This is a genomic window from Nonomuraea sp. NPDC050663, assembly GCF_044456985.1.
Lineage (GTDB): Bacteria > Actinomycetota > Actinomycetes > Streptosporangiales > Streptosporangiaceae > Nonomuraea.
This window is the reverse complement of the sequence record NZ_JBITGL010000005.1, coordinates 563,298-586,428: the sequence shown is the minus strand read 5'-3', so window position 1 is coordinate 586,428 and position 23,131 is coordinate 563,298. Positions and strand designations below refer to the sequence as shown.

Sequence of the window (23,131 nt, the reverse complement as noted above, 5' to 3'; positions counted from 1 at the left end):
CGTCCATTGTCCCGACTCTCACGGGGCTACCGGCGAGTTGTGCCTATACGGTTACAAGTGTCATGCAGCTGTCGAACGTCTCCTTCTCCTACCGCCGTCGCGGGCCCTCCGTCCTGCGCGACGTCGGCGTACGGCTCGCGCCCGGCGACGTGATCGAAGTCGTGGGCGCCAACGGCGCAGGCAAGTCGACCCTGCTCCGGCTGCTCGCGGGCATCACCCGCCCCACCGGCGGCACGATCCTCGACCGGCCCTCCGTGGTCGGCTTCGCCCCCGACCGCTTCCCCGCCGACCAGCCCTTCACCGTCGCCGGCTACCTCACCCACCTGGCCCGCGTCCGCGGCACCGCCTCCTGGAAGCCCTGGTGCGCCCGCCTCGGCCTCGACCCGCTGCTGTCCGTACGGCTCGGCGAGCTGTCCAAGGGCAGCGCGCACAAGGTCGGGCTGGTGCAGGCGCTCATGTGCGCTCCCGGGCTGCTGATCCTCGACGAGCCGTTCGCGGGGCTCGACGTCACCACGCGGGACGCGCTGCCGGCGATCATCGCCGAGGTGCGCGCCCGCTCGGGCATCGTGGTCGCCAGCGACCACCAGGGCGGCCTCCAGGACGTGCCCTCGGTCCGCCGGTGGTCGGTGGTGGACGGGCGCGTGAAGGAGGGCAGCGCGGAGCCTGCCATGAGGGGCTCGGGGGATGCGGACTCCGAGTCGCGGGCGACGGTGCGGGTCACCCTGCCCGCCGACGAAGCCGACGCCTTCGTGGCGAAGATGCGCCAGGCGGGATACGAGGCCGAACGATGATCGCCCTGACCCGCTTCCGCCTCACCGCCTACGTACGCTCCCACCGCATCTACCAGGCGCTCCTGCCCATCCTGATCATGCTGGCGATCCTGCACAGCAACGTCGCCCCCGCCGGCAAGGAAGCCGCCGTGCTCGCGGACTCCGCAGCACTCATGATCCCCTTCCTGGCCTGGGCCACCCGCAGCCTCCTCGACACCGAGCCCGACGGCCAGCGCGTCATCTCGGCCACCTCCGTCGGCGGCCCCGCACGAGAGGTCGCCGCCGGACTGCTCGCGGCGCTCGGCGCCAACGTGCTCTTCGCCGCCGTCGCACTGGCCGCCGCCCTGGTGATCGGCATCGCCACGCCCATCACCGGGCCGGTCCTGGCCGCCGGGGTCGCGCTGCACCTGATCGCCGCCCTCACGGGCACCGCATTGGGCGCGCTGACCAGCCGCCCCATCCTGCCCAGCCCGGCGGTCTCCATCATGGTGCTGATCCTGGGGTACATCGTGATGCTGCTGGTGGGACGCAGTTCGGTGTACTGGCTGACGGTGCCGGTGACGGGGTGGATGAAGGCGGCCAACGACAACCGGCTGGTGGAGCAGCTGCCGTTGATCGCGGGGGTCTCGGTGCTGTGGGTGGCGGTGGCCTTCACCGGCTACGCCTGGCTCCGCCGTACCCGCCCCTGACGGGCCACGCGCCGCCGTACCCGCGACCCACCACGCGCCGCGGTACACGCCCCTCGACCCGGCGCCGTGCCTTGCGCGCCATGTTCCCACCGTGCAGCGGCGCGGGCCGTGTTCCGCCCCGCGCCTGACGACCCCTCGCCCGCTACTCGGCGGCCGCCAGCTGGCCGCAGGCGCCGTCGATGTCGCGGCCCCGCGTGTCGCGGACGGTCACCGGCACGCCGTGGAACTCCAGCCGCCGTACGAACGCCCGCTCGTCCTCCGGCCGTGACGCCGTCCACTTCGACCCCGGTGTCGGGTTCAGCGGAATCAGGTTCACATGCACGAGCTTGTTCTTGATCAGCTTCCCGAGCAGGTCGGCCCGCCACTCCTGATCGTTGATGTCCTTGATCAGCGCGTACTCGATCGACACCCGCCGCTTGGTCTTGGCCGCGTAGGCCCAGGCCGCGTCGAGCACCTCGGCGACCTTCCAGCGCGTGTTGATCGGCACCAGCGTGTCGCGCAGCTCGTCGTCGGGCGCGTGCAGCGACAGCGCCAGCGTCACCGGGAGTCCTTCGTCGGCGAGCTTGGCGATCGCGGGCACCAGCCCGACGGTCGACACGGTCACGTTGCGCGCGGAGATCCCCAGCCCGTCGGGGGCGGGGTCGGTGATGCGGCGCACGGCCCCCATGACGGCCTTGTAGTTGGCCAGCGGCTCGCCCATGCCCATGAAGACGATGTTGCTGACCCGCCCGGCTCCGCCCGGCACCTCGCCGTTGGCCAGCGCCCGCCCGCCGGCGACCACCTGCTCGACGATCTCGGCCGTGGACATGTTGCGGGTCAGTCCCGCCTGTCCGGTGGCGCAGAAGGGGCAGTTCATGCCGCAGCCGGCCTGGGAGGAGACGCACATGGTGACGCGGTCGGTGTAGCGCATCAGCACGGACTCGACCAGCGCGCCGTCGAACAGCCGCCACAGCGTCTTGCGCGTGGTGCCCGCGTCGGTGGTCATCTCGCGCACCGAGGTGAGCAGCGGCGGCATCAGCGCGGAGAGCTTCTCGCGGGCCGCCGCCGGAAGGTCGGTCATGGCGGCCACGTCGGTGGTCAGGTGGGTGAAGTAGTGGCGTGAGAGCTGGTCGGCGCGGAAGGGCTTCTCGCCCAGCTCGGCGACGGCGGCGCGGCGCTCGGCCATCGTCAGATCGGCCAGGTGGCGGGCGGGCTTGGCTCGCCGCGGCGCGACGAACTGCAGCAGCGGCCGCTCCTTGGCCGGGGGCTGCTGCTTCCCGGCCGCAACCGACTCTGGCGCGGTGGCTCCGGTCTTCTGACTCACGTAACACTCCGGGACGATCTAAAGTATCCAGATGTATGGCGATTTTCCGGCCGGCCTTGGGTTCCGGACTCTCCGGAGACACAGGCGAGGGGCTTACCGAGGTCGTCCTCACTGCCGGCAACCCCTACGGAAGCCGCACGCTGGTCGTGGAGCGTGACGAGGAGTCCTCGGTAGCTTACCTGTGCTCGCCCGACGGCACCGTCCATGGAGCCGTCTGGCTGGCCAACCACCGCAGTGCTCCCGCGGTCATCGACCTGGGCCGGGTCAACGCCGGCCGGCCGCCGCTGATGCCCAGGGCGAACACCGGCCATCCGGCCGGACGCAGACCTCTCGGCCAGCTGACCCCCCTCTGGTTCGAGGAGGGTGACGGCGTCGCCCTGTATGAGAACGACGACCTTCTCGCGGTCATTCCTGGCTGGGCGGACATGAGCCGGGGCATGCCCGGCTACGCGAGGGACGCGATCGGCGAGACGCCCTTCGCCTGGGCGCTCGACGAGGCCCTGGAGGGCCTGGCGCCTCGCGTCGAGAAGGCCAGGTCCTACTGGCAGTGGCGGCACGCGGAGGGCAGCTGGGCGTCGTTCCAGCAGTTCGTGATGGGCCACCTGGACGGCGCCCTCGGCCCCGCGGGCAGATATTGGGACGCCAGCGGCGAGCGCATGCCCACAGTGGGCATCACCGAGCGGCCCCCGCACGGGGACCGGGAGGTCACCGTCTTGTCGACGGTGGGGATGAGCTGCCAGCGCATGCCGACGGTCGAGCAGTGGATCGATCGTCCCGACGCCTACGCGCGCATCGAGCTGGCGGTGGCCACGCACGACGATCCGCGGGAGGCGGCGCTGCTGCTGGTGTGGCTGGCGCAGTATCCCTGGCATTCGGTCACCTGGCTCGGGCATGGACACACCGCCAAGTGGTATCACGAGCCGGAGACATTCCCGTTCGGGCCGGAGTTCAGCGGGGTGATGCTCGACGCCGAACCCCCCGACATGCCCGACATGTCAGGCTTCGCCTTCGGCGGCGAGGCCGTCCGATGGTTGTGGCTGCAGCCCTGGCGTTAGCTCTTTCCTAGAAGAACCAGCTCAGGAGCACGTAGACCGGGATCAGCGTGGCCACGAGCGAGTCGAGGCGGTCCATCAGGCCGCCGTGCCCCGGCAGGATCGACCCCAGGTCCTTGATCCCGAGGTCGCGCTTGATCATCGACTCGATCAGGTCGCCCAGCGTGGCCAGCACCGCGACCAGCGCGCCGATCAGCGCGCCCTGCCAGATCTGGCCGCCCATCAGCCAGACCACCAGCCATGCCCCCACACCCACGCAGGCGAGGACGGACCCGGCGAATCCCTCCCAGGTCTTCTTCGGACTGATGATCGACATCTTGTGCCTGCCGAACAGCACCCCGGCCGCGTACCCGCCGATGTCGCTGGCGACGGTCACCGCGACGAAGATCAGCACCCGGTAGTGGCCGTCGTCCGGCTGCAGCAGCAACGCCACGAAGGCGGCCAGCAGCGCCGGATAGACCAGGGTGAAGACCGAGGCCGTGGAGTCGCGGACGTATCCGTCGGTGCCCGCGGCGAACATGCGCCAGATCAGCACCACGAACGTGAAGATCGCGAACGAGCCGACCAGCCAGCCCGGCCCGCCCCAGTAGGCGCCGCAGATCATCGCCGCCATGCCGGCCAGCACCGGGATCATGGGCACCTTGATGTCACGCGTCGCGAAGGCCTGGACCAGCTCCACCACGCCCACGCCGACCGCGCCCAGGACCACCGCGAGGAAGATCTCCTTGACGGTGAAGAGCGAGACGATGACCAGCGCGCCCAGGCCCACGCCCACGGCGATCGCGGCGGGCAGGTTCCGGCCGGTACGGCTGCCGCCGCTCGGGCCGGTGCCAGCCGTAGGTTCTTCCACGAAAACTCCCGGCACGTTCTTGCTCGCCCAGGGTCCTGGACGTTTCACACGCGTGCGCCCGGCCCAGCGGCGAGCACCTCACGCACCCTACCTGTTACGCACGCTTCATCTGGGACACGTCCCAGCGTCATCTTCGTACGGCACGCCTGCCGTACCACTGCCCTCGACGGCCTCGCCCTCACCTGGCAGCACGAAACACCCGGTCGTTTCGTGATCTCGCCCGAGCTACGCGAGAGTCCCCGCACCACGAGGGTGCGGGGACCTGGCGACAGCCGGCCGCTCAGACCTCGAGCAGCTCGGCTTCCTTGTGCTTCAGCAGCTCGTCGATCTTGGCGACGTGGCGCTGGGTGATGTCGTCGAGTTCCTTCTCGGCGCGGCGCACCTCGTCCTCGCCGGCCTCGCCGTCCTTGATCATCTTGTCAAGGACTTCCTTGGCCGAGCGCCGGATGTTGCGGACGGAGACCTTGCCGTGCTCGGCCTTGGTCCGCGCGACCTTGATGTACTCCTTGCGGCGCTCCTCCGACAGCTCGGGGAAGACCACGCGGATGGTCGCACCGTCGTCGGTGGGGTTCACGCCGAGGTCGGACTCGCGGATCGCCTTGACGATCGCCGTGACCGAACCGCGGTCGAAGGCCTGGATGATGACCATCCGGGCCTCGGGCACCGAGAACGAGGCCAACTGCTGGATCGGCGTCGGGGTCCCGTAGTACTCGGCGTTGATCTTGTTGAACATCTGCGGGGTGACGCGGCCCGTCCGGATGTTCGCGAAGTCCTCCTTCGCGACCGACACGGCCTTGTCCATCTTTTCCTCGGCTTCGAGGAGAGTTTCGTCGATCACAGCGGCTCCCTGCCTCCCGTCGCTCACCTTTCCGTACTTGCCTCGCGAAACATCGCGAAGCTCGCTCGTCGGGTTCGCTCCTACTTCCCTGCCGGACTCACCAGCGTGCCGATCTTCTCACCGCGGACAGCGCGCAGGATGTTGCCCTCGCCCATCAGGTCGAACACGACGATCGGCAGGTCGTTCTCCCTGCACAGGCTGATCGCGGTCTGGTCCATGACAGCGAGGTCGCGCACCAGGACCTCGGCGTAGTCGAGGTGGTCGAACCTGACCGCATCGGGGTTCTTGCGCGGATCCGAGTCATAGACTCCATCCACCTGAGTGCCCTTCAGCAGCGCCTCCGCACCGATTTCCAGCGCTCTCTGGGCGGCGCAGGTGTCGGTGGAGAAGTACGGCGAGCCGAGTCCGGCGCCGAAGATCACCACACGGCCCTTCTCCAGGTGCCGGATGGCGCGGCGCGGCAGGAAGGGCTCGGCGACCTGCTGCATGGTGATGGCGGTCTGGACCCGGGTGTCGATGCCCCGCTTCTCCAGGAAGTCCTGGAGGGCCAGGCAGTTGATCACGGTGCCGAGCATGCCCATGTAGTCGGCCCTGGCGCGGTCCAAGCCCTGCTTGGACAGCGCGGCGCCGCGGAACATGTTGCCGCCGCCGACCACGACGGAGACCTGCACGCCCTCCTGCACCGCGTCGGCGATGGAGTCGGCCAGCTGGCCCACCACCGCGGCGTCGATGCCGAGCGGCTCGCCGCCGGCGAACGCCTCGCCGGACAGCTTCAACATCACCCGCTTCCACCGGAGCGGGGCCCTGCCCTGTTCTGCATACGACGAAGCCGCCGACGTAGCTGGCTCCTGGTTCTCCTGCACGACGGCGGCCTCCTCGTTGGTTGGTTCTGACGTCCCTCGGGACTGAGACTAAGCCTGACCGACCTTGAAACGAACAAAGGCCAGCACCTCGACGCCGTTCTCGTCCGCGTACTTGGCGATCGACTTCTTGTTGTCCTTGACGAACGCCTGCTGGAGCAGGGTGAAGTCCTTGTACCAGCCGTTGACCCGACCCTCGACGATCTTGGCGATCGCGGCCTCGGGCTTGCCCTCGTCGCGAGTCATCTCCTCGAAGAGCGCGCGCTCCTTCTCGACGACCTCGGCCGGGACGGCCTCGGCGTTGAGGTACTTCGGCGCCATGGCGGCGGCGTGCTGCGCGATGTCCTTGGCGACGTCGGCGTTCGGCTTGTCGAGCTGCACGAGCACACCCACGGCCGGCGGCAGCTGCGGGTCGGTCTTGTGCATGTAGGCGCCGATGTAGCCGCCCTCGAGCACCGCGAAGCGGCGGATCTCGATCTTCTCACCCAGCGCGGCGTTGGCCTCGTCGAGGTGGTTCTGGACCGACTTGCCGGCGTACTCGGAGACCAGCAGCGCCGGGACGTCGGCGGGCTTGCTGGCCAGGATGTGCTCGACGACCTCGGCCGCCAGCTCCTGGAAACGCTCGCCCTTGGCGACGAAGTCGGTCTCGCAGTTGAGCTCGAGCAGCGCCGCGGCGGACTCGCCGTCCTGCTTGACGGCGATGAGGCCGTTGGAGGCGGTGCGCGACTCGCGCTTGCCGACGTCCTTGGCGCCCTTGAGACGCAGGATCTCGACGGCGCGGTCGAAGTCGCCCTCGGACTCCTCGAGCGCCTTCTTGCAGTCCATCATGCCCGCGGCGGTCAGCTCACGAAGCCGCTTGACGTCGGCCATGTTCACGGAAGCCATTTTGCTTTTCCTCGTGGGATGTCGTCGTGTGTTCGGGCCCGCGTCCTCGTCGGACGCCGGCCCGTGAAGCCTCGATGCCGGCCTGGCTGTCGCCATTCCGGCTGTGGTGCGGCCGTCGCCTCGCGGCTCCTGCCGTACCGGCAAGCCCTGGGCTCACCCGGCCACCTGGCCCGCGCGGGCCGGAATCACGTTCCGGCCCGGCCGCTCCCGGCCTTTCTCGCGCGGCGCCGGCCGTACCCGGTTTCGGCCTGAAGCCTCTGCCCGGCACGGCCGGGGTTCGCCGGCGGTGGCCTGTTGCTTGCCCTGGTGGCGTCAGCCGGCCTTAGGCCTTGTCGCCCTCGGCGTCGGCGTCGGCGGCGGGGGCCTCGGCGGCCTCCTCGGCGGCCGGAGCCTCAGCGACCTCGGCGACCTCGGTCTCGGCGACCTCAGCCTCGGCGGCCGGAGCCTCGACGACCTCGGCCTCAGCCTCAGCGGCGGGGGCCTCGGCGACCTCGGCAGCGGCGGCGGCCGGAGCGGCGGCCTCGGCGCCCTCGATGAGCTCGCGCTCCCACTCGGCCAGCGGCTCGGCGGCAGCGGGCTTCTCGTCACCGCGAGCGGCGCCGGAGCGGGCCATGAGACCGGCGGCGACACCGTCGGCGACGACGCGGGTCAGCAGGCCGACGGCGCGGATGGCGTCGTCGTTGCCCGGGATCGGGTAGTCGACCTCGTCGGGGTCGCAGTTGGTGTCGAGGATCGCGACGACCGGGATGTTCAGCTTGCGAGCCTCGCTGATCGCGATGTGCTCCTTCTTGGTGTCGACGACCCACACCGCGCTGGGCACGCGGCCCATGTCACGGATACCGCCGAGGGTGCGCTCCAGCTTCTCCTTCTCGCGACGGCGCATGAGGAGCTCCTTCTTGGTGAGCCCCGAGCCGGCGACGTTGTCGAAGTCGAGCTCCTCGAGCTCCTTCAGACGCTGAAGCCGCTTGTGCACGGTGGAGAAGTTGGTGAGCATGCCGCCCAGCCAGCGCTGGTTGACGTACGGCATGCCGACGCGGGTGGCCTGCTCGGCGATGGCCTCCTGGGCCTGCTTCTTCGTGCCGATGAACAGGATGGTGCCGCCGTGGGCGACGGTCTCCTTGACGAAGTCGAAGGCGCGGTCGATGAACGACAGCGACTTCTGCAGGTCGATGATGTAGATACCGTTGCGCTCGGTGAAGATGAAGCGCTTCATCTTCGGGTTCCACCGGCGGGTCTGGTGGCCGAAGTGAACGCCGCTCTCGAGCAGCTGTCGCATGGTTACGACGGGGGCCATGTGCTGGTCCTCCAGGTCGGCGCGCATCGCTGCGCGGTTCTCGGTTGTGCTGCGGGCGCCTCGCGGCTCCCGCCCTGATGCCCCTGAGCCGCTCCAGCCTGGTTTTCACCAGGACCGAGGGACCGGCTCGCAGTGGGGCATGCGAAGTTGGCCGTAGTTACAGGCCATCGAAAAGTGTACCTCCTGACCGGGCGGCCTTGACCCGCGTCACCGCTCCTGCCTGCTCACGAGCCCTCGCGCGACGCCACCCCGCGCCTCACGGACCCCAGGAACCGCCGTGCTCTCAGGCCTCGTCGCCCGCGACGCGCGCGTCGTGGTCCTCGGTCGGAAGCCCTGGCGTACGGCGTTCCGCCCGCGGGAACAACCGGTACTGCGCCTCGGCCACCCGGGCCCCTTCGGGCCTGGCCTCTCCATGGCGGTGCTTGGCCAGATAGGGCTCCACGAGCTTCTCGATCTCCTCGGTGAGCCCTCTCAGCTCCTCCGCCGTGACGATCAGCGTGCCGCGGGCGAAGACGGTCGCCTTTCTCCACTCTTCGGGCGTCTGCTCCACCTGGGCGAGCGCGCGTCGCGCCTCCAGCTCGGCGTCGTTCCAGATCGCGTCCACGAGCAGATCCCTGGCGGCCCGCGTCTCCCCCGGCTCGCCGGGCTCGTGCGACAGCGTGATGCCTGTGGAGAGGTGCTTCCACACCCGTTCCCTGCCGTCGCTGCGCGCGGGCGCGTCGGCCGCGAAGCCGTACTTCTCCAGCATCCGCATGTGATAGCTGGCCGCGCTCGGGCTGACCCCGACGATCTCGGCCAGTTCTGTGGCCGTCGCCGTACCCACCACCGCGAGGTGGTTGAGCATCGACAACCTGGCCGGATGGGCGAGCGCGCGCATGGCCTTGGGGTCGCTCAGGGGCGGGTGACGTTCCGTCATGCGAGAAGAGTATCAATCTGAAGGGTTGCTTTCATAGTTCTGAAGGATTACCTTCAGAGTCATGAAGGAAACCCTTCACGACTCGACCGACTCCCCCTCGGAGCCCCCCGTGTTCCAGCCGATCCCCCTGCGCAAGCAGCGCGACTACCGCCTCCTCTGGTCGGCCAGGACCACCTCGATCACCGGCTCCGAGGTCTCCCGGCTGGCCATCCCGCTCACCGCCATCACCCTGCTGTCCGCCTCCCCGGCCCAGATGGGTGTGCTGACGGCCGCCGCCTTCGTTCCGACCCTGCTCCTGGGCCTGCACGCGGGCGCCATCGCCGACCGGCTGCGCCGTCACCGGCCGCTGATGATCGGATGCGAGCTGGTCTCGGCCCTGGCCGCCCTCTCGGTGCCCGCCGCGTGGCTCATGGGCGCCCTGTCGGTCACCTGGCTCATCGTGGTGGCCCTGGTCATCGGGACGGCGGCGACGCTGTTCAAGGCCGCAAACTTCCCCCACCTGGCCGCGGTGGTCCACGCCGACCAGCGCACCGAGGCCCTCGCGGGCTTCCACGCCTCCTACTCCGTCGCCTCGGTCGCCGGCCCCGGACTCGCGGGAGCGCTGGTCCAGTTCCTCACCGCGCCGATCGCGGTACTCGTCGAGGGCGTGTCCTTCCTGGCCTCGGCCTTCCTCCTGCGCTCGATCAGGACTCCGGAGCGCAACGAGCCCGCCCCCTCACGCGGCCTGACCCGCGACGTCGCCGAGGGCCTGCGCGCGACGATCACCGACCCGACACTGCGCGCCCTCCTCGGCTCGGGCACGACGATCAACTTCTTCGCGATGGCCTACACGGCCGTTCACATGCTCTTCATGGTCAAGGTCCTGGACATCCCGGAGGGCCTGCTCGGCCTGCTCACCGCGGTCTCCGGCGCGGGCGGCCTGCTCGGCGCCTGGGTCACCACCCGTCTGGTCAGGCGCTTCGGCGAGAACCGCATCCTGCTCGGTTCCGTCCTGTTCTTCCCGCTCAGCATCGTCACCGTCGCCGTGATCGACGGGTCGCTGTGGTGGAAGCTCACGATGCTGCTCAGCACCGGCCTGATCACCGGCGGCATCGTGGTCGCCTTCGCCACCAGCCTCGGCGCGGTCATCCTCCGCGACGCCCCCGTCGAGGTGCGCGGCCGCGTGAACTCCACGATCAACTTCGCCACTCAGGGCGTCATGGCCCTCGGCGGCCTCCTCGGCGGCCTGCTCGCCGAGCTGATCGGGCTTCGCCCCGTCATCTGGATCTGCGCCGCCGGCATCGCCCTGAGCAGCGTATGGATCTGGGCCTCGCCCCTGCGCACGTCCCACCGCCACTGACCGATACCGAAGGAACCTCCCATGAGCACCTCCACCCGCCGCCTCTCCTGGCTGTACGACCGCGCGACGTCCCCCTTAACGCCGACCCCCGGCACCACGACGGCCACCGTCCCCTCCGCCCTCGTCGCCCTCACGCTCGCCAAGCCGTGGCTCCGTTGACGCCCGCCGTCACCACCACTCGGGATGATGCTGCCCCTTCATCGGCGGAGGACCGGTCCACCCGGGCCGCCGCCCGTCGATCCGCCCGGGCGGCAGCACGTAGGTCAGCTCCCCGAAGGTGGACTCCATCTCGCCCAGCAGCCCATCCATCCGGAACCGGTCAACCGGAGCGGCCTGCCCCATCGCCACCAGCCACTGCGCGGTCCTGGCCAGCGACAACTCCACCCGCCAGGACCCGCCTTCCCGCCGCTGACGAGCCAGAGCCCCCATAGCCCCGAAGGCCGCCAGATAGCCGGTCGCATGATCAAGCACCTGAGCAGGCAACGGCGCCGGCTCGTCCCCGTAGGCGATACCGGTCACCATCTGCACCAGACTGTCGAACCCGCGCCGCATCCCCCAGGGCCCCCGCCCCCCGTACGCCGAAATATCAACACAAACCACCCCCGGCCGGAGACCCGCCAGCTCCCCGACCCCGAACCCCAGCCCCTCCAACGCCCCCGGCCGATACCCCCGCACAATCACATCGGCCCCCGCCACCAACTCCCGAAACCGCCTCGCCCCCTTCTCCGCCCGGAGATCAAGCAAGGTCGACCGCTTCCCGAAAGCCGTACTGACCACCAGCCCCGCCACCTCCGGCAACGCCGGAGCCCCCACCCGCAGCACCTTCGCCCCATAAGCGGCCAACGTCCGGGTCGCCACGGGCCCCGCGATCACCCGGGTGAGATCCAAGACCCTCACCCCTTCCAACGGCCGCTCCCCATCACGCCGTCGCCCGCCCCCCGCAGGTGCGTCCCCCACCCGCTCCATCCCCACAAGCGGCAGTTCCCGTACGGCCCGCGCCTGCGGATGCGCGGCCCACTCCTCCATCGTCCGCAGCGCCCCCGCGCACCCGCCCTCCGCCGTCACCGCGTCCTCGACCTCCCGAGCCGTACGGCCGGCGCAAGCCTCCTCGACCTCCTCGCGCTCAGCCTTCGGCCTCAACCCCAAAGCCCGCAGTACGGCCTCGCGGTGATGGTCGAAGTTGCAGTGAAGCCGCACCCACCCATCGGCGGCCCGATAGTCACCGGAGAAGGGCGCCCACATCAAGGGCGCCTTGTTGTTGATCCTGAAGAACCGCTCATCTTGAAACGCGGCCAGGGCCTCCCGCATCTCCAACTCACCCTCGCCACCCACCAGCCCCGCCGCGGCCCCCAACGCCGCCCCCACGGACACCGCAGCGGCCTCTTCGACCTTGAACGTGGAGGGCAACCGGGCCCCGTCATCCACTATCCGCACGGGCGCCAGCTCGACCTGCACCGAAGAAGCCAGCTCCGCGATCTCCCGCTCGAACACCGATCGCCCCTTCCTTCCGGCTCCCACGAGCCCACCCAACCTCAAACCCCAGCCCTCGACCCCGAACGCCGAACGCCGAACGCCGAACGCCGAACGCCGAACGCCGAACGCCGAGCAGCATGCCACGGCCCGCCCATCACCGTCCCGGTTGTCCGCAGGCCCCCATCCACAGAACCGCATTCGGCCCACCCCAGCCGTGACCGCCCCAGCCACCATGCCGCCATGCGCGATTCCCCACCATCCAGCGCCACCCGACGCCGCATGGCCACCCGCCTAGCCGCCCTCCTCCTCACCACCACGATCATGTGGCTGACCCCCCAACCGCCAGCCATCCCCCAGACACCGGGCACCCCGCAGACACTCGCCATCCCACAGCCCCTGGCCACCCGGCAGACACTCGCCATCCCGCAAACGCCGGCCACCCCGCAGCCACTCGCCATCCCGCAAGCAACAGCCGTTCCGCAGCCTCCGCCCACCCCGCAGCCCACCTCCACCGAGCCGCAGCCCACCCCGCAGCCCACCCCCACCGAGCCGCACCTCCGCCCCCCACCCCCCACCGAATCTCGGACACTTCCCAGCCCCCACACCTGGCCCGGAGCTCTCCCCCGCCCCCAAGCTCGCCCTATCCCTCACACCTGGTCCTGGCCCCTCCCCACCCGCCCCCACATCCTGCGCGCCTTCACACCCCCACCAGCCCCCTGGCTCTCCGGCCACCGCGGCACCGACCTCGCCGCCGCCCCCGGCACCCCGGTCCTGTCCGCCGGCCCCGGCACCATCGGCCACGCGGGCCCCATTGCCGACCGCAGCGTGGTGACGGTCATCCACCCCAACGGCCTCCGCACCACCTACCTCCCCGTCCAGCCCTCCGTCCGGCCAGGCCAACAGGTCACCACCGGCACCCTCCTAGGTGTGCTCCAAGACGCCCCAGGCCACTGCCGCGTCTCCTGCCTCCACTGGGGCCTGATCCGCACCCGCCAATACCTGGACCCCCTGCTCCTCATCGGCTTCGGCCAGGTCCGTCTGTTCCCCCACTGGCCATCACCGCCGAGCAGCCCACCAAGCAACCGCATGGCATCATGAACGGACATATGGGAACGCAAAACTCACCAACCGCCCGCCTGGAAACGCTCGGCAACCAGCTGATCAACGTCCACATCTGGCTACGAGACCAACTGACCCAACTCCGCGACGACGTGGACGCCTACCTCGCCGGCGAAGGCACCCGCCCGCAAGACCTCCAGGCCCACTGCCTGACCTTCTGCTCAGCCCTCACCCGCCACCACACCGGCGAGGACACGAACGCCTTCCCAGCACTGGCCAAGCAGTTCCCCGAGCTCCGCCCGATCCTGGAGGAACTCGGCCGCGACCACGAGATCGTCACCGACAGCATGCACAAGCTCCAAGCACTCCTGGACACCCTCGCCGACGCACCCACCCCCACCGAGGCGCAACGGATCCGAGGAGAGCTGAACGGCCTGGCAGCCCTGATCGAGACGCACTTCGTATACGAGGAGAAGCGCATCGTGTCGGCCCTCAACTCACTCCGAGCCGAGGAGTGGCAGGCCACCCCACCCGCCTTCCTCCTCACTACGCCGCCCCCACCCGCGCGCTAGCAGCGAAGACTCCCGGACGGCTCCCGGACGGCTCCCGCCCTCAAGCGCGAGGATGAGCCTGCCGAAACGCAGCCCGCAGCCGCTCGATCGACACATGGGTATAGATCTGCGTGGTGTTCAGCGAAGCATGCCCCAACAACTCCTGCACGCTCCGAAGATCCGCCCCGCCCTCCAGCAAATGCGTCGCAGCACTGTGCCGCAACCCATGCGGACTCAGATCAGGCGCCCCCTCGACCTGCCGCAGCCGCGCATGAACGACACGCCGCACCGTCCCCTGATCGATACGACCACCCCGCACCCCCAGAAAAAGCGCCGCCCCCGTCCCCTCCTTGATCCAAAGCGCCCGCCCATAGACACACCACCGATCAAGAGCATGCAACGCCGGCACCCCGAACGGCACCGCCCGCTCCTTACGCCCCTTCCCCAGCACCCGGACGACCCGCCGCCCCCGATCCACGTCATCCACATCAAGCTGGCAAAGCTCACTCACCCGAATCCCTGTCGCATAGAGCAGCTCAAGCATCGCCTGATCCCTGAGATCAACCGGCTCCCCCTCCCCCCGAGTCTCCAGGGCGGCCCGAGCCTGCTCCTGATCCAGCACGGCAGGCAACGATCGAGGAGACTTCGCACTCCCCAACAGCAGCCCCGGATCATTCGCCAGCCACCCCCGCCGATAGCAGTAGGCAGTGAAGCTCCGAGCGCATGCCGTACGCCTCGCCAACGTCGCCCTCGACAAGCCAGCCGCGTGCTGCTCCCCCAGCCAGGCCCGCAACGTGGAGATATCCAGCCCGTCCACCCCACCGTCGTCCAGATGCGCGAGCAAACTCCCCAGATCGGTCAGGTAAGCACGCACCGTGTGAGGACTGAGGTCGCGCTCGTAGCGCAGGTGGCGCTCGAACTCCGCGATGATCGTCTCCGCGCTTCCCGCCCTCGAGGAACGACCTTCAAAACCCTGCGCGGAACCGCCAGTAGCTGAGCGACGCCCTCCTCCCGCTCCGGCCTCACCCCGCGGGCTGGTGTTATCGCCTCGACGAACCCCCACCGCGAACCTCCGCTCGCCACTCACTGAAGCCGCTTGCCGTTCAGCTTGTCTGATCTACCCCGATCACCCCAGTGTCCACCCTCTGTGAAGACGACGCCGATCGGCAGCATCGGACCCGCACTGGGCGCATTCCCAACCACAGCTGCCAAGACGATCCACTCACTCGGCGCCGGTTCGCTGCCCCGCCAGGGCCGGGATCCAGCGGGACAGGACCCGGCTCGCCTCAGAAGCCCTGGAGCTTGGCCAGCCCCATCCGTAACGTCAGGACAGCGCCACCTCGGCCCCCGCCACCTCGGGCGGCCTCGCCACCTCGGACCCCGCTACCTCGCGTTCCGCAACCTTGGGCGACCTTGCCACCTCGCGCCCCGCCACCTCGCGCCCCGCCACCTCGCCCTCAGCCACATCGCCCTCAGCCACATCGAACGCCGCCGCGCCGAGCCGCCGCGCCGTGCCTCACCACTCAGTCGCCCACACCAAGCCCACCAAGCCCACCAAGCCCACCAAGCCCACCAAGCCCACCAAGCCCACCGAGCCCACCGAGCAAGGCTCGCCGCCAGCCTGGGCGCCACCAGCTTCAGGTCTTACCGCGCCCAGCAGCACTCGCGTCCGACTGCGGCTCGCAGACGTCGCCCATTCACGATCGGCGGCGGACCCGCCAGCCCTTCGTGCACCGCTCAACGAAACCCGCCGCCGCAAGGCTTCCCAGGCTGCTCAGCGCTGTGCTGAGGTCCACTCCGGCGCTCACAGCGATGGAGGCGGTCCCGGCTCCTCCCCTCGTGGGCACGGCGTCGAGGACTCGGCGGGTGGTCTCGCTCAGGTCGTCCCGGGGCAGGACGGGGCCGCGAGCCTCCGTCGCGAGGTCGGTGCCTAGCTCGCCCACAAGCTCGACCACCTGCTCATGGCTGGTGACGCAGACCGCTCGGCCTTCGCGGATCAGGCGGTGGCAGCCGGCGGAGACCTCCGAGGTGATCGAGCCGGGGACCGCAGCCAGGGGGCGTTGCAGGGTCACCGCGTGGCCGGCGGTGTTGAGGGCGCCGCTGCGTACGGCTGCTTCTATGACCACGGTGCCGCGCGACAGGGCGGCGATGAGGCGGTTGCGGATGAGGAAGCGGGAGCGCGTCGGGTGGGTGGCTGGAGGACATTCGCTGACCAGGACTCCCTGCTCGCGGATGGCGTCGAACAGCTGGGTGTGGCCGGTGGGGTAGCAGACGTCGACGCCGTTGGCGAGGACGGCGATCGTTGGAGAGCCGCCGATCAGGGCGCCGCGGTGGGCTGCGCCGTCGATGCCGTACGCGCCGCCGGAGACCACGGTCCAGCCCGCGTCGCTCAGTTCGACGGCGAAGTCGGAGGCTACGTGGACGCCGTAGGCGGTGGCGGCGCGGGCGCCGACGACGGCTACCGAGCGTAGGCAGGAGAAGCGCAGGTCGGCGGAACCTCGGAGCCAGAGGCCGAGCGGGACGCCGTGGCCGAGATCGGAGAGTTGGGTGGGCCATTCCGGGGCGCCAGGAGTCACCAATCGGGCTCCTGCGCGCTCGCCTGCAGCCAGGTCGGCTGCGGGGTCGGTTTGAGGGAGGCGGGCCTGCCAGGTTGCTAGGCGCCTGTTCAGGGTCGCCCCCAGGCGGTCATCGGAGGTTGGGGTGGCAGCGGCTCCCGGCGGTGAGGACGAAGGGCTGAGGGCTGAGGCGGGGTTGGCTGTTGAGGGTGCGCCTCGGGTGGCTGATGAATGCTCCGTTGCAGGATCAGCAGATGGCGTGGCTCGGTAATCAGACGTCGCGCATGCCGTACCTCGGCAGTCGGACGTCTCGGATGCCGTTGCTTGGCAGTCGGACGTCGCGGATGCCGTACCTCGGCAATCAGACGTCGCATATGCCGTACCTCGGCAATCAGACGTCTGGGATGCCGTAGCTCGCTGGCCGATTGTCACAGATGTCGCTAGAGGGCTGTTCCCCGCGAAGTCTGGGGTGCGGTCGGAGACGGAGCTGGGTGCGGAGCCTGCGCGGACGATGTTCACCGCCTCGATGGCGCCGTACTGCTCGACCAGCCAGCCCATGACCGGGTCTCCCACCTCCGCGATGCGCATGAGGATCACACGAGCCGTCAGCTCGTTCATGCCCCCACCCCCAGCCAGAGCGCGAGGGCCTGGGCCGTGTCCTCTTCGCCTGGCGTGTCCTTGTCGGCGAGGTCGGCGATGGTCCAGGACACGCGCACCACGCGATCGAGTCCGCGTGCGGTGAGCGAGCCTGAGTCGAGGCACGATGCGATGGGCTTCATGGCCGCCTCCGACAGTCGGAATTCGCCGTGCAGCGCCATTGACGGGATCTCAGCGTTGGTGCGCCACGGAGTGTTGTCGAGGCGCTTGGCGGCGCGTTGGCGGGCGTGGAGGACGCGGGCGGCCACCGTGGAGCTGGTTTCCACGAACTTGCGGTCGGCCATCAGTTCTCGCTTGTTGGAGCGGGCGACGGTGACCTTGAGGTCGATGCGGTCCTGGAGGGGGCCCGAGAGGCGGCCCTGGTAGCGGCGGCGCATGGACGGGGAGCACTCGCAGACGTCGCTCTTGTCGGCCGGGTAGGCGCAAGGGCAGGGGTTGGCGGCGAGGATCAGCATGAAGCGGGCCGGGAAGGTCACGGTGCCCGCGGCGCGGGAGACGTTGACGTTGCCCGACTCCAGGGGCTGCCGGAGGCAGTCGAGGACGTGGCGGGGGAACTCGGGGGCCTCGTCGAGGAAGAGGGTGCCGCGGTGGGCCAAGGAGACCGCGCCGGGGCGGATGACGGCGCTGCCGCCGCCCACCAGGGCGGCGGCCGTGGCGGTGTGGTGTGGGGCGACGAAGGGCGGCCGGGTGATCATGGGGCTGCTGGGCGGGAGGACGCCGGCTACCGAGTGGATCGCGGTGACTTCGAGGGCGTGGTCAATCTCCAGGTCGGGCAGCAGGGTGGGGAGGCGTTCCGCGAGGAGGGTCTTGCCGGTGCCTGGCGGGCCGTGGAGCCAGAGGTTGTGGCCGCCGGCCGCGCACACCTCCAGGGCGCGGCGGGCCAGGGGCTGTCCGGCCACGTCTGACAGGTCGAGGGACGAAGGCTCGGTGACGGGGATCGGGGTGGTCTCGGGCTCATCGGGCTCTGGTGGTTCCTCGCCGCTGCGGAGCCACTCCACCAGCTGGCGCAGGTCGTGGACCGGCACCACTCGGACGTCGGGGACGAGGGCCGCCTCTGCGGCGTTGGACGCGGGTACGACCACGGTGGCCTCGCCGGTCTTGGCCGCGCCCAGGACGGAGGGCAGGATGCCGCGGACGGGGCGGAGCCTGCCGTCCAGACCCAGTTCGCCGAGGAAGAAGGGCGTGGCGATGCGGTCGGCCGGCACGGCGCCCGCGGCGCCGAGGATGGCGACCGCGATGGCCAGGTCGAAGTGGCTGCCACGTTTGGGCAGGGTGGCGGGGAAGAGGCTGACGGTGATCCGGGCGTCGGGCCAGGGATAGTGGCTGTTGACCATCGCCGACCTGACGCGGTCTCTGGCCTCGCTGAGTGAGGTGTCGGGGAGGCCGATCAGGTGGATGCCCGCCAGGCCGTTGCCGACGTCGGCCTCGACCTCGATGCCGCGGGCTGTGACGCCGATGAGGGCGACGCTTCTGGTGCGAGCGACGGCCATTCAGACCACCACGCCGCGGATGTGGCGCAGGGAGTAGTCGCCTGCGAAGCGCTCCAGGGCGATCACGTCGATGCGGACGGTGCGGAACGTCGAGGGCTGGGTGGACAGCCATTGGGCGGCGAGTGTGCGCAGGCGGGCCAGCTTCGCGGGCCGTACGGATTCGAGCGGCGTGCCGTGTGAGCGGCTCGATCGGGTCTTCACCTCGACGACGACTAGGTCCGCGCCGTCGCGGGCGAGGATGTCGATCTCGCCCCTTCTGGAGCGCCAGTTGCGTTCCAGGATCCGCATGCCTGCGGCGGTCAGGTAATCGGCGGCCAGTTGCTCGCCGTGCCTGCCGAGATCGTCTTTCGCGGCCATGGGGACCACCTCCGGGGAAGACCTTCGCGGAGGGGGTGGGGTTGGGGAGGGGGTGAAACTGGTTCTGTGGATAAGGGGGAGCTCGGTGGCGGAGTGGGACTTGCTGCGCTGCTGTCCGGCGCCGAAGCGGAGGTGGATGTGGGGCAGCTTGAGGGCGAAGGTGGGGGAAAGGGTGCTGAGGCTGCCTGCTGCCGGAGGTGGATGCGAGAGCGGCAGCGTGGACGGTCGAGGTTAGGACGGGAGGCCAGGTGGCGCTGGCGATGGGGCAGCCACGCGGGGGGCGGAGGCCGGGAGTGGTGCCGGCGGTGGAGCGCCAAGGCCGCATACGGAGAGCAGGAAAGGCCGTCGCCGTGCGTGGTCGAAGCCGGGCGGGGCCGGGAGTGGTGATGGGGGCTGGCCCGAAGTCGAGGGCAGAAGCGGGAGGGGGCCGAAGCCGGGGCGGACGTGGTGCCGTCGAAGCCGGGGCGGACGTGGGTCCGCGTCGAGGTGGAGGCCGACGTCATCGCGGTGGGGCGAAGGTGTGCGCGGAGGCTGGCGTCAGTGTCGGCCTCGGCAAAGGGTCGTGGCCGAATACGACCTGGGCGCCGACTCCCGCCTCGGAGTCGGCGCCCGGGTCGACGGGAGTACGGCCCGCGGTCAGCCGGAGAAGCCTTCCTTGGGCATCTCGAGATCGCTCTTGGCCAGTTCCTCGACGTTAACGTCCTTGAACGTCACCACCCGCACGTTCTTCACGAACCGTGCCGGACGGTACATGTCCCACACCCACGCGTCCTGCATCTTCACGTCGAAGAACACGTCGCCGTTCTCGGCCGTGCGGACCTCCAGGTCCACCGAGTTGGTGAGATAGAAGCGCCGCTCGGTCTCCACGACGTATGTGAACAAGCCGACAACGTCGCGGTACTCGCGGTAAAGCTGCAGCTCCATCTCGGTCTCGTACTTCTCGAGATCCTCTGCGCTCATCGAGTCCCTCCTGTCGCGCCCGTCATGCCGCCCCCACATCTCCATTCTCGCGTATCCGTCTACTGACCGTGACGAAGGAGAAGCGATGGTGATCGCACGGCCCGTGCTCCTGCAGCGCCAATCGGTGCTGAAGCGTTGTATACCCCTTGTGTTCGGCGAAGCCGTACTGCGGGAATTCCGCGTCGAGCGAAGTCATGATGCGGTCCCTGGTCACCTTCGCCACGATCGACGCCGCCGCGACGCAGGCGGCGACCTGGTCGCCCTTCCATACGGCCAGTGACGGAGCGGGGAGGCCCGGCACCGGGAAACCGTCCGTAAGGATGTACTCCGGGACGAATGACAACCTCGCGATCGCGCGCCGCATTCCCTCGACGTTGCACTTGTGCAAGCCGCGCGTGTCGATCACCTCGGGCGGGATGATCACGGTCTCGACGTGGGCGAACTTCATGATCAGGGTGAACAGGCGCTCTCGTACGGCAGGCGTCAGGAGTTTGGAGTCGCCCAGGCCGGGGATCTCGCGCCGCAGGACCACGGCCGAGACCACCAGCGGCCCTGCGCAGGCGCCCCGCCCTGCCTCGTCGACCCCGGCCACCGGCGTCAGGCCGCGCCGAGCCAGAGCCCGCTCGTAGGCGTAGAGCCCGGAGTCGCGGCGGACGACGCTCGGCCGGGGGCGGAACGAAAATGTCATGACAGAGGCAGCGTACGCCCCATATGCCGCAACCCGCGACCAAATGCGCGCTGAGCCGAACCGCCGAGGCGTGCGGGAGCGGTGGCCGAGGTGGGGATGGGGTGGGAGGGGAGGGTTGGGGGCGCAGGTGGGAGTGGGCGGGAGGCGCCTCTGACCTCCTGCGATGGGCGAGAGGGAGTGCGGACCCGCCGGGGGGACGTCGCTGCGCCAGGAAGGTCGGAGGAGGCCAGGAGCGGAAGGAAGCGGGCCTGGCGGAGCGCGAGGCGAGCATGAGGCGGATGCGAGACGGGGGCGAGACGGAGCACGGGGCGGAGGGCGAGACGAAGTGCGGACCCGCCGAGGGGACCTCGCTGCGCCAGGAACGCCGGAGGAGGCCAGGAGCGGAAGGAAGCGGGCCTGGCGGAGCGCGAGGCGAGCGCGAGGCGGAGAGCAGACGAGCGGTCCGTGCCACGGCCCCAAAAGGCGCGAATACAGCACGAGCCCAACCCGGCAAACGCCAAGGGCCCGGGAGCATCACCCCCAGGCCCAGCCAAACCACCCGCCGTCTCAGCGAACCTTCGAGAACGTCTCCGGCGTAGAGAACGTAGAGATCCGGTTGAGCGGCCAATACCGCAACACAGCCGTCCCGATCACGTCATCCTCCGAGATCCACCCCTCCGACCGCTCGTAATGCGCCCGAGAGTCCGCCGAAGCCGACCGATGGTCCCCCATCAGCCACAACTTCCCAGGCGGCACCGTCACGCTGAACTCGTCGCCCGACGGAAAGTCGTCCGGATACAGGTAAGGCTCGTCCAACGCCACCCCGTTGACCGTGATCCGCCGCTTGGAGTCGCAGCACACCACCTTGTCACCACCCACGGCGATCACCCGTTTGATGGTGTCCTCACCGTTCCACCCCTTGAACACCACGATCTCGCCGCGGTCGACGGAGGGGTCGAGCTTGTTGACGAACACCCTGTCGTTGACGAGCAGGGTGTTCTCCATCGACTCCGAGGGGATGTAGAACGAGCCGACCACGAAAGCCTGCAGCAGCAGCGCCAGTCCGACGCCACCGGCCAAGAGGAAGATCGTCTCGCGGAACCCGCCGCCCTTTTTCTTCTTCTTGGCAGGTTCCGTCACTTCTTCTTCCGCCAAAACAACAACCTCCGGCGCAGCAACACAAGGGGGACCGCGCCCGCGAAACCCGCGAGCAGCGGTATGGCGCCGCCCATGGCCTGCAGGGCGGGCTGGGCGAACGTTTCTGGGATGGGCAGCACGGTGGCCCGGGAGAAGGGCCACACGATCACGAAGGCGCGTCCGACCACGTGATCGACAGGGATCGTACCGCCACCGGGCTCGCCCTGGTGACTGCGGGAGTCCTGGGAGACCGAGCGGTGGTCGCCCATCACCCACAGCGCACCCTCGGGCACCTTGACGTCGAAGAACGTCAGCGACGGCACGTCACCCGGATACAGGTAGCTCTTCTCGTCGATCGCGACGCCGTTGACGGTGACGCGGCCCTTGGAGTCGCAACACTTGACCCGGTCTCCGCCGACGCCGATGACGCGTTTGATGTAGTCCTTCTCGCCGGGGATGACGCCGAAGGCGGTGCCGATCCAGCGGAAGAAGCCGACCACGGGGTTCGAGGGCTCCTCGTAGAAGACCTCGGAGTCCCACGAGTCGATGCCGTTGAAGACCACGATGTCGCCGCGCTCGATGTCACGCGTGTGGTAGACGAGCTTGTTGACCAGGACCCGGTCGTTGACGAGCAGGGTGTTCTCCATCGACTCCGACGGGATGTAGAACGCCTGCACGACGAAGGTCTTGATGATCAGGGCCAGGACCAGCGCCACGACCACCAGGACGGGGAGTTCCTTCCAGAACGAACCCTTTTTGTCCTTCTTGTCCTTGGCGGGCTTCTGGGTGTCTTCCGCGACCACGTCCACCTCGTTGTCCTGGCTCTCGCTACTCATCGCTACCCGAGCCTAGATGATGCGCGTGCGCGACAAGCCTGGACCGACGCTACACCCGTCACGCGTCGCCTCAAGATAAAGGAAATGACCCGGTACGGCTGTGCCGTACCGGGTCATTTCGGACACCTGGCGTTACCTGGAGGTGTTGTCGCGCTTCTCGCGGATACGGGCGGCCTTGCCGCGCAGGTCGCGCATGTAGTAGAGCTTGGCGCGACGGACGTCACCGCGAGTCACGAGAACGACCTTCTCGATGACCGGGCTGTGCACCGGGAAGGTGCGCTCGACGCCGACACCGTAGCTGACCTTGCGGACCGTGAAGGTCTCGCGGACGCCGGCGCCCTGACGGCGGAGCACGAAGCCCTTGAAGACCTGGATACGCGAGCGGTTACCTTCGACGACTCGCACGTGAACCTCGAGCGTGTCGCCGGGACGGAAGTCCGGGACGTCGCTGCGCAGGCCCGCCTTGTCGAGCTCCTGGATCTTCGTGTGCATGACAGCAGTTCCTCAACGTTTCGATGAGCACCCGGAGGTCCACCCGGCCTCGGCTCGAGGGGGACACGCGTGCATGATGACAAGACCCGGTCAACCGGGCC

25 protein-coding genes are annotated in these 23,131 nt (G+C 69.4%); 7 read left to right on the top strand and 18 right to left on the bottom strand.

Annotated elements, in window-relative coordinates; genetic code table 11:
• Window positions 1-62: 62 nt before the first annotated feature.
• Together ACIBH1_RS19775 and ACIBH1_RS19770 are read left to right on the top strand one after the other, a co-directional pair.
• A complete protein-coding gene (locus ACIBH1_RS19775) occupies window positions 63-791 on the top strand; it encodes an ATP-binding cassette domain-containing protein (RefSeq protein WP_397315238.1) in 729 nt (242 codons plus the stop codon).
• The gene (locus ACIBH1_RS19770) at window positions 788-1,459 is read left to right on the top strand and encodes a hypothetical protein (protein ID WP_397315237.1); all 672 of its coding nucleotides are present in this window, start codon (window positions 788-790) and stop codon (window positions 1,457-1,459) included. Before ACIBH1_RS19775 ends, ACIBH1_RS19770 begins: the two co-directional genes overlap by 4 nt.
• Before the next feature lie 142 nt (window positions 1,460-1,601).
• Here ACIBH1_RS19770 and rlmN read toward each other — a convergent pair whose 3' ends face one another.
• Entirely contained in the window at window positions 1,602-2,684 is a 1,083-nt protein-coding gene (rlmN, locus tag ACIBH1_RS19765; RefSeq protein WP_220133937.1) for a 23S rRNA (adenine(2503)-C(2))-methyltransferase RlmN, read from the bottom strand.
• Window positions 2,685-2,797: 113 nt separating this feature from the next.
• On the opposite strand from rlmN, the gene ACIBH1_RS19760 reads away from it, so the two are divergent.
• Window positions 2,798-3,817, top strand: a complete 1,020-nt coding sequence (locus tag ACIBH1_RS19760; protein ID WP_397315236.1) for a suppressor of fused domain protein — start codon at window positions 2,798-2,800, stop codon at window positions 3,815-3,817.
• Window positions 3,818-3,824: 7 nt separating this feature from the next.
• Here the strand turns inward: ACIBH1_RS19760 and ACIBH1_RS19755 are convergent, their stop codons facing one another.
• The 6 genes from ACIBH1_RS19755 to ACIBH1_RS19730 form a co-directional block, all read right to left on the bottom strand.
• Window positions 3,825-4,664 (bottom strand): phosphatidate cytidylyltransferase, encoded by an 840-nt coding sequence (locus tag ACIBH1_RS19755; protein WP_397315235.1) that lies wholly within the window; start codon window positions 4,662-4,664, stop codon window positions 3,825-3,827.
• Window positions 4,665-4,944: 280 nt separating this feature from the next.
• Window positions 4,945-5,502 carry a ribosome recycling factor gene (gene frr, locus ACIBH1_RS19750; protein ID WP_397315234.1) on the bottom strand — a complete coding sequence of 186 codons (558 nt, stop codon included), beginning with the start codon at window positions 5,500-5,502 and terminating at the stop codon, window positions 4,945-4,947.
• An 80-nt stretch (window positions 5,503-5,582) separates the two neighbouring features.
• The gene (pyrH, locus tag ACIBH1_RS19745; RefSeq protein ID WP_220133826.1) at window positions 5,583-6,281 is read right to left on the bottom strand and encodes a UMP kinase; all 699 of its coding nucleotides are present in this window, start codon (window positions 6,279-6,281) and stop codon (window positions 5,583-5,585) included.
• Window positions 6,282-6,413: 132 nt separating this feature from the next.
• Complete coding sequence (gene tsf, locus ACIBH1_RS19740; protein ID WP_397315233.1) at window positions 6,414-7,247, bottom strand: translation elongation factor Ts; 834 nt, start codon at window positions 7,245-7,247, stop codon at window positions 6,414-6,416.
• 322 nt (window positions 7,248-7,569) lie between these two features.
• Window positions 7,570-8,541: a 30S ribosomal protein S2 gene (gene rpsB / locus ACIBH1_RS19735; RefSeq protein WP_397315232.1), complete on the bottom strand. Its 972-nt coding sequence runs from the start codon at window positions 8,539-8,541 to the stop codon at window positions 7,570-7,572.
• A gap of 283 nt (window positions 8,542-8,824) precedes the next feature.
• The gene (locus ACIBH1_RS19730) at window positions 8,825-9,457 is read right to left on the bottom strand and encodes an ArsR/SmtB family transcription factor (protein ID WP_397315231.1); all 633 of its coding nucleotides are present in this window, start codon (window positions 9,455-9,457) and stop codon (window positions 8,825-8,827) included.
• Window positions 9,458-9,518: 61 nt separating this feature from the next.
• On the opposite strand from ACIBH1_RS19730, the gene ACIBH1_RS19725 reads away from it, so the two are divergent.
• On the top strand, window positions 9,519-10,796 hold the full coding sequence (locus tag ACIBH1_RS19725) for an MFS transporter (RefSeq protein WP_397315230.1): 1,278 nt from the start codon (window positions 9,519-9,521) through the stop codon (window positions 10,794-10,796).
• Between the two features lie 21 nt (window positions 10,797-10,817).
• Window positions 10,818-10,955, top strand: a complete 138-nt coding sequence (locus ACIBH1_RS19720; protein ID WP_397315229.1) for a hypothetical protein — start codon at window positions 10,818-10,820, stop codon at window positions 10,953-10,955.
• A 9-nt stretch (window positions 10,956-10,964) separates the two neighbouring features.
• Here the strand turns inward: ACIBH1_RS19720 and ACIBH1_RS19715 are convergent, their stop codons facing one another.
• A complete protein-coding gene (locus ACIBH1_RS19715) occupies window positions 10,965-12,287 on the bottom strand; it encodes a CoA transferase (RefSeq protein ID WP_397315228.1) in 1,323 nt (440 codons plus the stop codon).
• A gap of 222 nt (window positions 12,288-12,509) precedes the next feature.
• Between ACIBH1_RS19715 and ACIBH1_RS19710 the strand changes: the two genes are divergently transcribed.
• Window positions 12,510-13,367 carry a peptidoglycan DD-metalloendopeptidase family protein gene (locus ACIBH1_RS19710; RefSeq protein ID WP_397315227.1) on the top strand — a complete coding sequence of 286 codons (858 nt, stop codon included), beginning with the start codon at window positions 12,510-12,512 and terminating at the stop codon, window positions 13,365-13,367.
• A gap of 8 nt (window positions 13,368-13,375) precedes the next feature.
• On the top strand, window positions 13,376-13,900 hold the full coding sequence (locus tag ACIBH1_RS19705) for a hemerythrin domain-containing protein (protein ID WP_397315226.1): 525 nt from the start codon (window positions 13,376-13,378) through the stop codon (window positions 13,898-13,900).
• A 40-nt stretch (window positions 13,901-13,940) separates the two neighbouring features.
• Here ACIBH1_RS19705 and ACIBH1_RS19700 read toward each other — a convergent pair whose 3' ends face one another.
• The 10 genes from ACIBH1_RS19700 to rplS all read right to left on the bottom strand — a co-directional run bounded on the left by ACIBH1_RS19700 (window position 13,941) and on the right by rplS (window position 23,030).
• The gene (locus ACIBH1_RS19700) at window positions 13,941-14,810 is read right to left on the bottom strand and encodes a tyrosine recombinase XerC (protein ID WP_397315336.1); all 870 of its coding nucleotides are present in this window, start codon (window positions 14,808-14,810) and stop codon (window positions 13,941-13,943) included.
• A 393-nt stretch (window positions 14,811-15,203) separates the two neighbouring features.
• On the bottom strand, window positions 15,204-15,344 hold the full coding sequence (locus ACIBH1_RS19695; RefSeq protein WP_397315225.1) for a hypothetical protein: 141 nt from the start codon (window positions 15,342-15,344) through the stop codon (window positions 15,204-15,206).
• A 232-nt stretch (window positions 15,345-15,576) separates the two neighbouring features.
• Complete coding sequence (dprA, locus tag ACIBH1_RS19690) at window positions 15,577-16,992, bottom strand: DNA-processing protein DprA (protein ID WP_397315335.1); 1,416 nt, start codon at window positions 16,990-16,992, stop codon at window positions 15,577-15,579.
• Window positions 16,993-17,048: 56 nt separating this feature from the next.
• Window positions 17,049-18,581 (bottom strand): YifB family Mg chelatase-like AAA ATPase, encoded by a 1,533-nt coding sequence (locus ACIBH1_RS19685; RefSeq protein ID WP_397315224.1) that lies wholly within the window; start codon window positions 18,579-18,581, stop codon window positions 17,049-17,051.
• Window positions 18,582-18,938, bottom strand: a complete 357-nt coding sequence (locus ACIBH1_RS19680; RefSeq protein WP_397315223.1) for a YraN family protein — start codon at window positions 18,936-18,938, stop codon at window positions 18,582-18,584.
• Between the two features lie 636 nt (window positions 18,939-19,574).
• Entirely contained in the window at window positions 19,575-19,898 is a 324-nt protein-coding gene (locus ACIBH1_RS19675) for a DUF2469 domain-containing protein (RefSeq protein ID WP_181612001.1), read from the bottom strand.
• A gap of 22 nt (window positions 19,899-19,920) precedes the next feature.
• Complete coding sequence (locus ACIBH1_RS19670) at window positions 19,921-20,586, bottom strand: ribonuclease HII (RefSeq protein ID WP_397315222.1); 666 nt, start codon at window positions 20,584-20,586, stop codon at window positions 19,921-19,923.
• 546 nt (window positions 20,587-21,132) lie between these two features.
• On the bottom strand, window positions 21,133-21,720 hold the full coding sequence (gene lepB / locus ACIBH1_RS19665; protein ID WP_397315221.1) for a signal peptidase I: 588 nt from the start codon (window positions 21,718-21,720) through the stop codon (window positions 21,133-21,135).
• The gene (lepB, locus tag ACIBH1_RS19660; protein WP_397315220.1) at window positions 21,702-22,538 is read right to left on the bottom strand and encodes a signal peptidase I; all 837 of its coding nucleotides are present in this window, start codon (window positions 22,536-22,538) and stop codon (window positions 21,702-21,704) included. Before lepB (ACIBH1_RS19660) ends, lepB (ACIBH1_RS19665) begins: the two co-directional genes overlap by 19 nt.
• Window positions 22,539-22,670: 132 nt before the next feature.
• Window positions 22,671-23,030: a 50S ribosomal protein L19 gene (rplS, locus tag ACIBH1_RS19655; RefSeq protein WP_397315219.1), complete on the bottom strand. Its 360-nt coding sequence runs from the start codon at window positions 23,028-23,030 to the stop codon at window positions 22,671-22,673.
• Between the last annotated feature and the right edge of the window lie 101 nt (window positions 23,031-23,131).

Coding starts and splice junctions, on each gene's coding strand:
- ACIBH1_RS19770 (WP_397315237.1), top strand. CDS start 788: ATGATCGCCCTGACCCGCTTCCGCCTCACCGCCTACGTACGCTCCCAC.
- ACIBH1_RS19710 (WP_397315227.1), top strand. CDS start 12,510: ATGCGCGATTCCCCACCATCCAGCGCCACCCGACGCCGCATGGCCACC.
- ACIBH1_RS19775 (WP_397315238.1), top strand. CDS start 63: ATGCAGCTGTCGAACGTCTCCTTCTCCTACCGCCGTCGCGGGCCCTCC.
- ACIBH1_RS19675 (WP_181612001.1), bottom strand. CDS start 19,898: ATGAGCGCAGAGGATCTCGAGAAGTACGAGACCGAGATGGAGCTGCAG.
- ACIBH1_RS19670 (WP_397315222.1), bottom strand. CDS start 20,586: ATGACATTTTCGTTCCGCCCCCGGCCGAGCGTCGTCCGCCGCGACTCC.
- rpsB (WP_397315232.1), bottom strand. CDS start 8,541: ATGGCCCCCGTCGTAACCATGCGACAGCTGCTCGAGAGCGGCGTTCAC.
- ACIBH1_RS19725 (WP_397315230.1), top strand. CDS start 9,519: ATGAAGGAAACCCTTCACGACTCGACCGACTCCCCCTCGGAGCCCCCC.
- ACIBH1_RS19680 (WP_397315223.1), bottom strand. CDS start 18,938: ATGGCCGCGAAAGACGATCTCGGCAGGCACGGCGAGCAACTGGCCGCC.
- tsf (WP_397315233.1), bottom strand. CDS start 7,247: ATGGCTTCCGTGAACATGGCCGACGTCAAGCGGCTTCGTGAGCTGACC.
- lepB (WP_397315220.1), bottom strand. CDS start 22,538: ATGAGTAGCGAGAGCCAGGACAACGAGGTGGACGTGGTCGCGGAAGAC.
- pyrH (WP_220133826.1), bottom strand. CDS start 6,281: ATGTTGAAGCTGTCCGGCGAGGCGTTCGCCGGCGGCGAGCCGCTCGGC.
- ACIBH1_RS19760 (WP_397315236.1), top strand. CDS start 2,798: ATGGCGATTTTCCGGCCGGCCTTGGGTTCCGGACTCTCCGGAGACACA.
- ACIBH1_RS19705 (WP_397315226.1), top strand. CDS start 13,376: ATGGGAACGCAAAACTCACCAACCGCCCGCCTGGAAACGCTCGGCAAC.
- dprA (WP_397315335.1), bottom strand. CDS start 16,992: ATGGGCTGGCTGGTCGAGCAGTACGGCGCCATCGAGGCGGTGAACATC.
- ACIBH1_RS19720 (WP_397315229.1), top strand. CDS start 10,818: ATGAGCACCTCCACCCGCCGCCTCTCCTGGCTGTACGACCGCGCGACG.
- ACIBH1_RS19685 (WP_397315224.1), bottom strand. CDS start 18,581: ATGGCCGTCGCTCGCACCAGAAGCGTCGCCCTCATCGGCGTCACAGCC.
- rplS (WP_397315219.1), bottom strand. CDS start 23,030: ATGCACACGAAGATCCAGGAGCTCGACAAGGCGGGCCTGCGCAGCGAC.
- ACIBH1_RS19730 (WP_397315231.1), bottom strand. CDS start 9,457: ATGACGGAACGTCACCCGCCCCTGAGCGACCCCAAGGCCATGCGCGCG.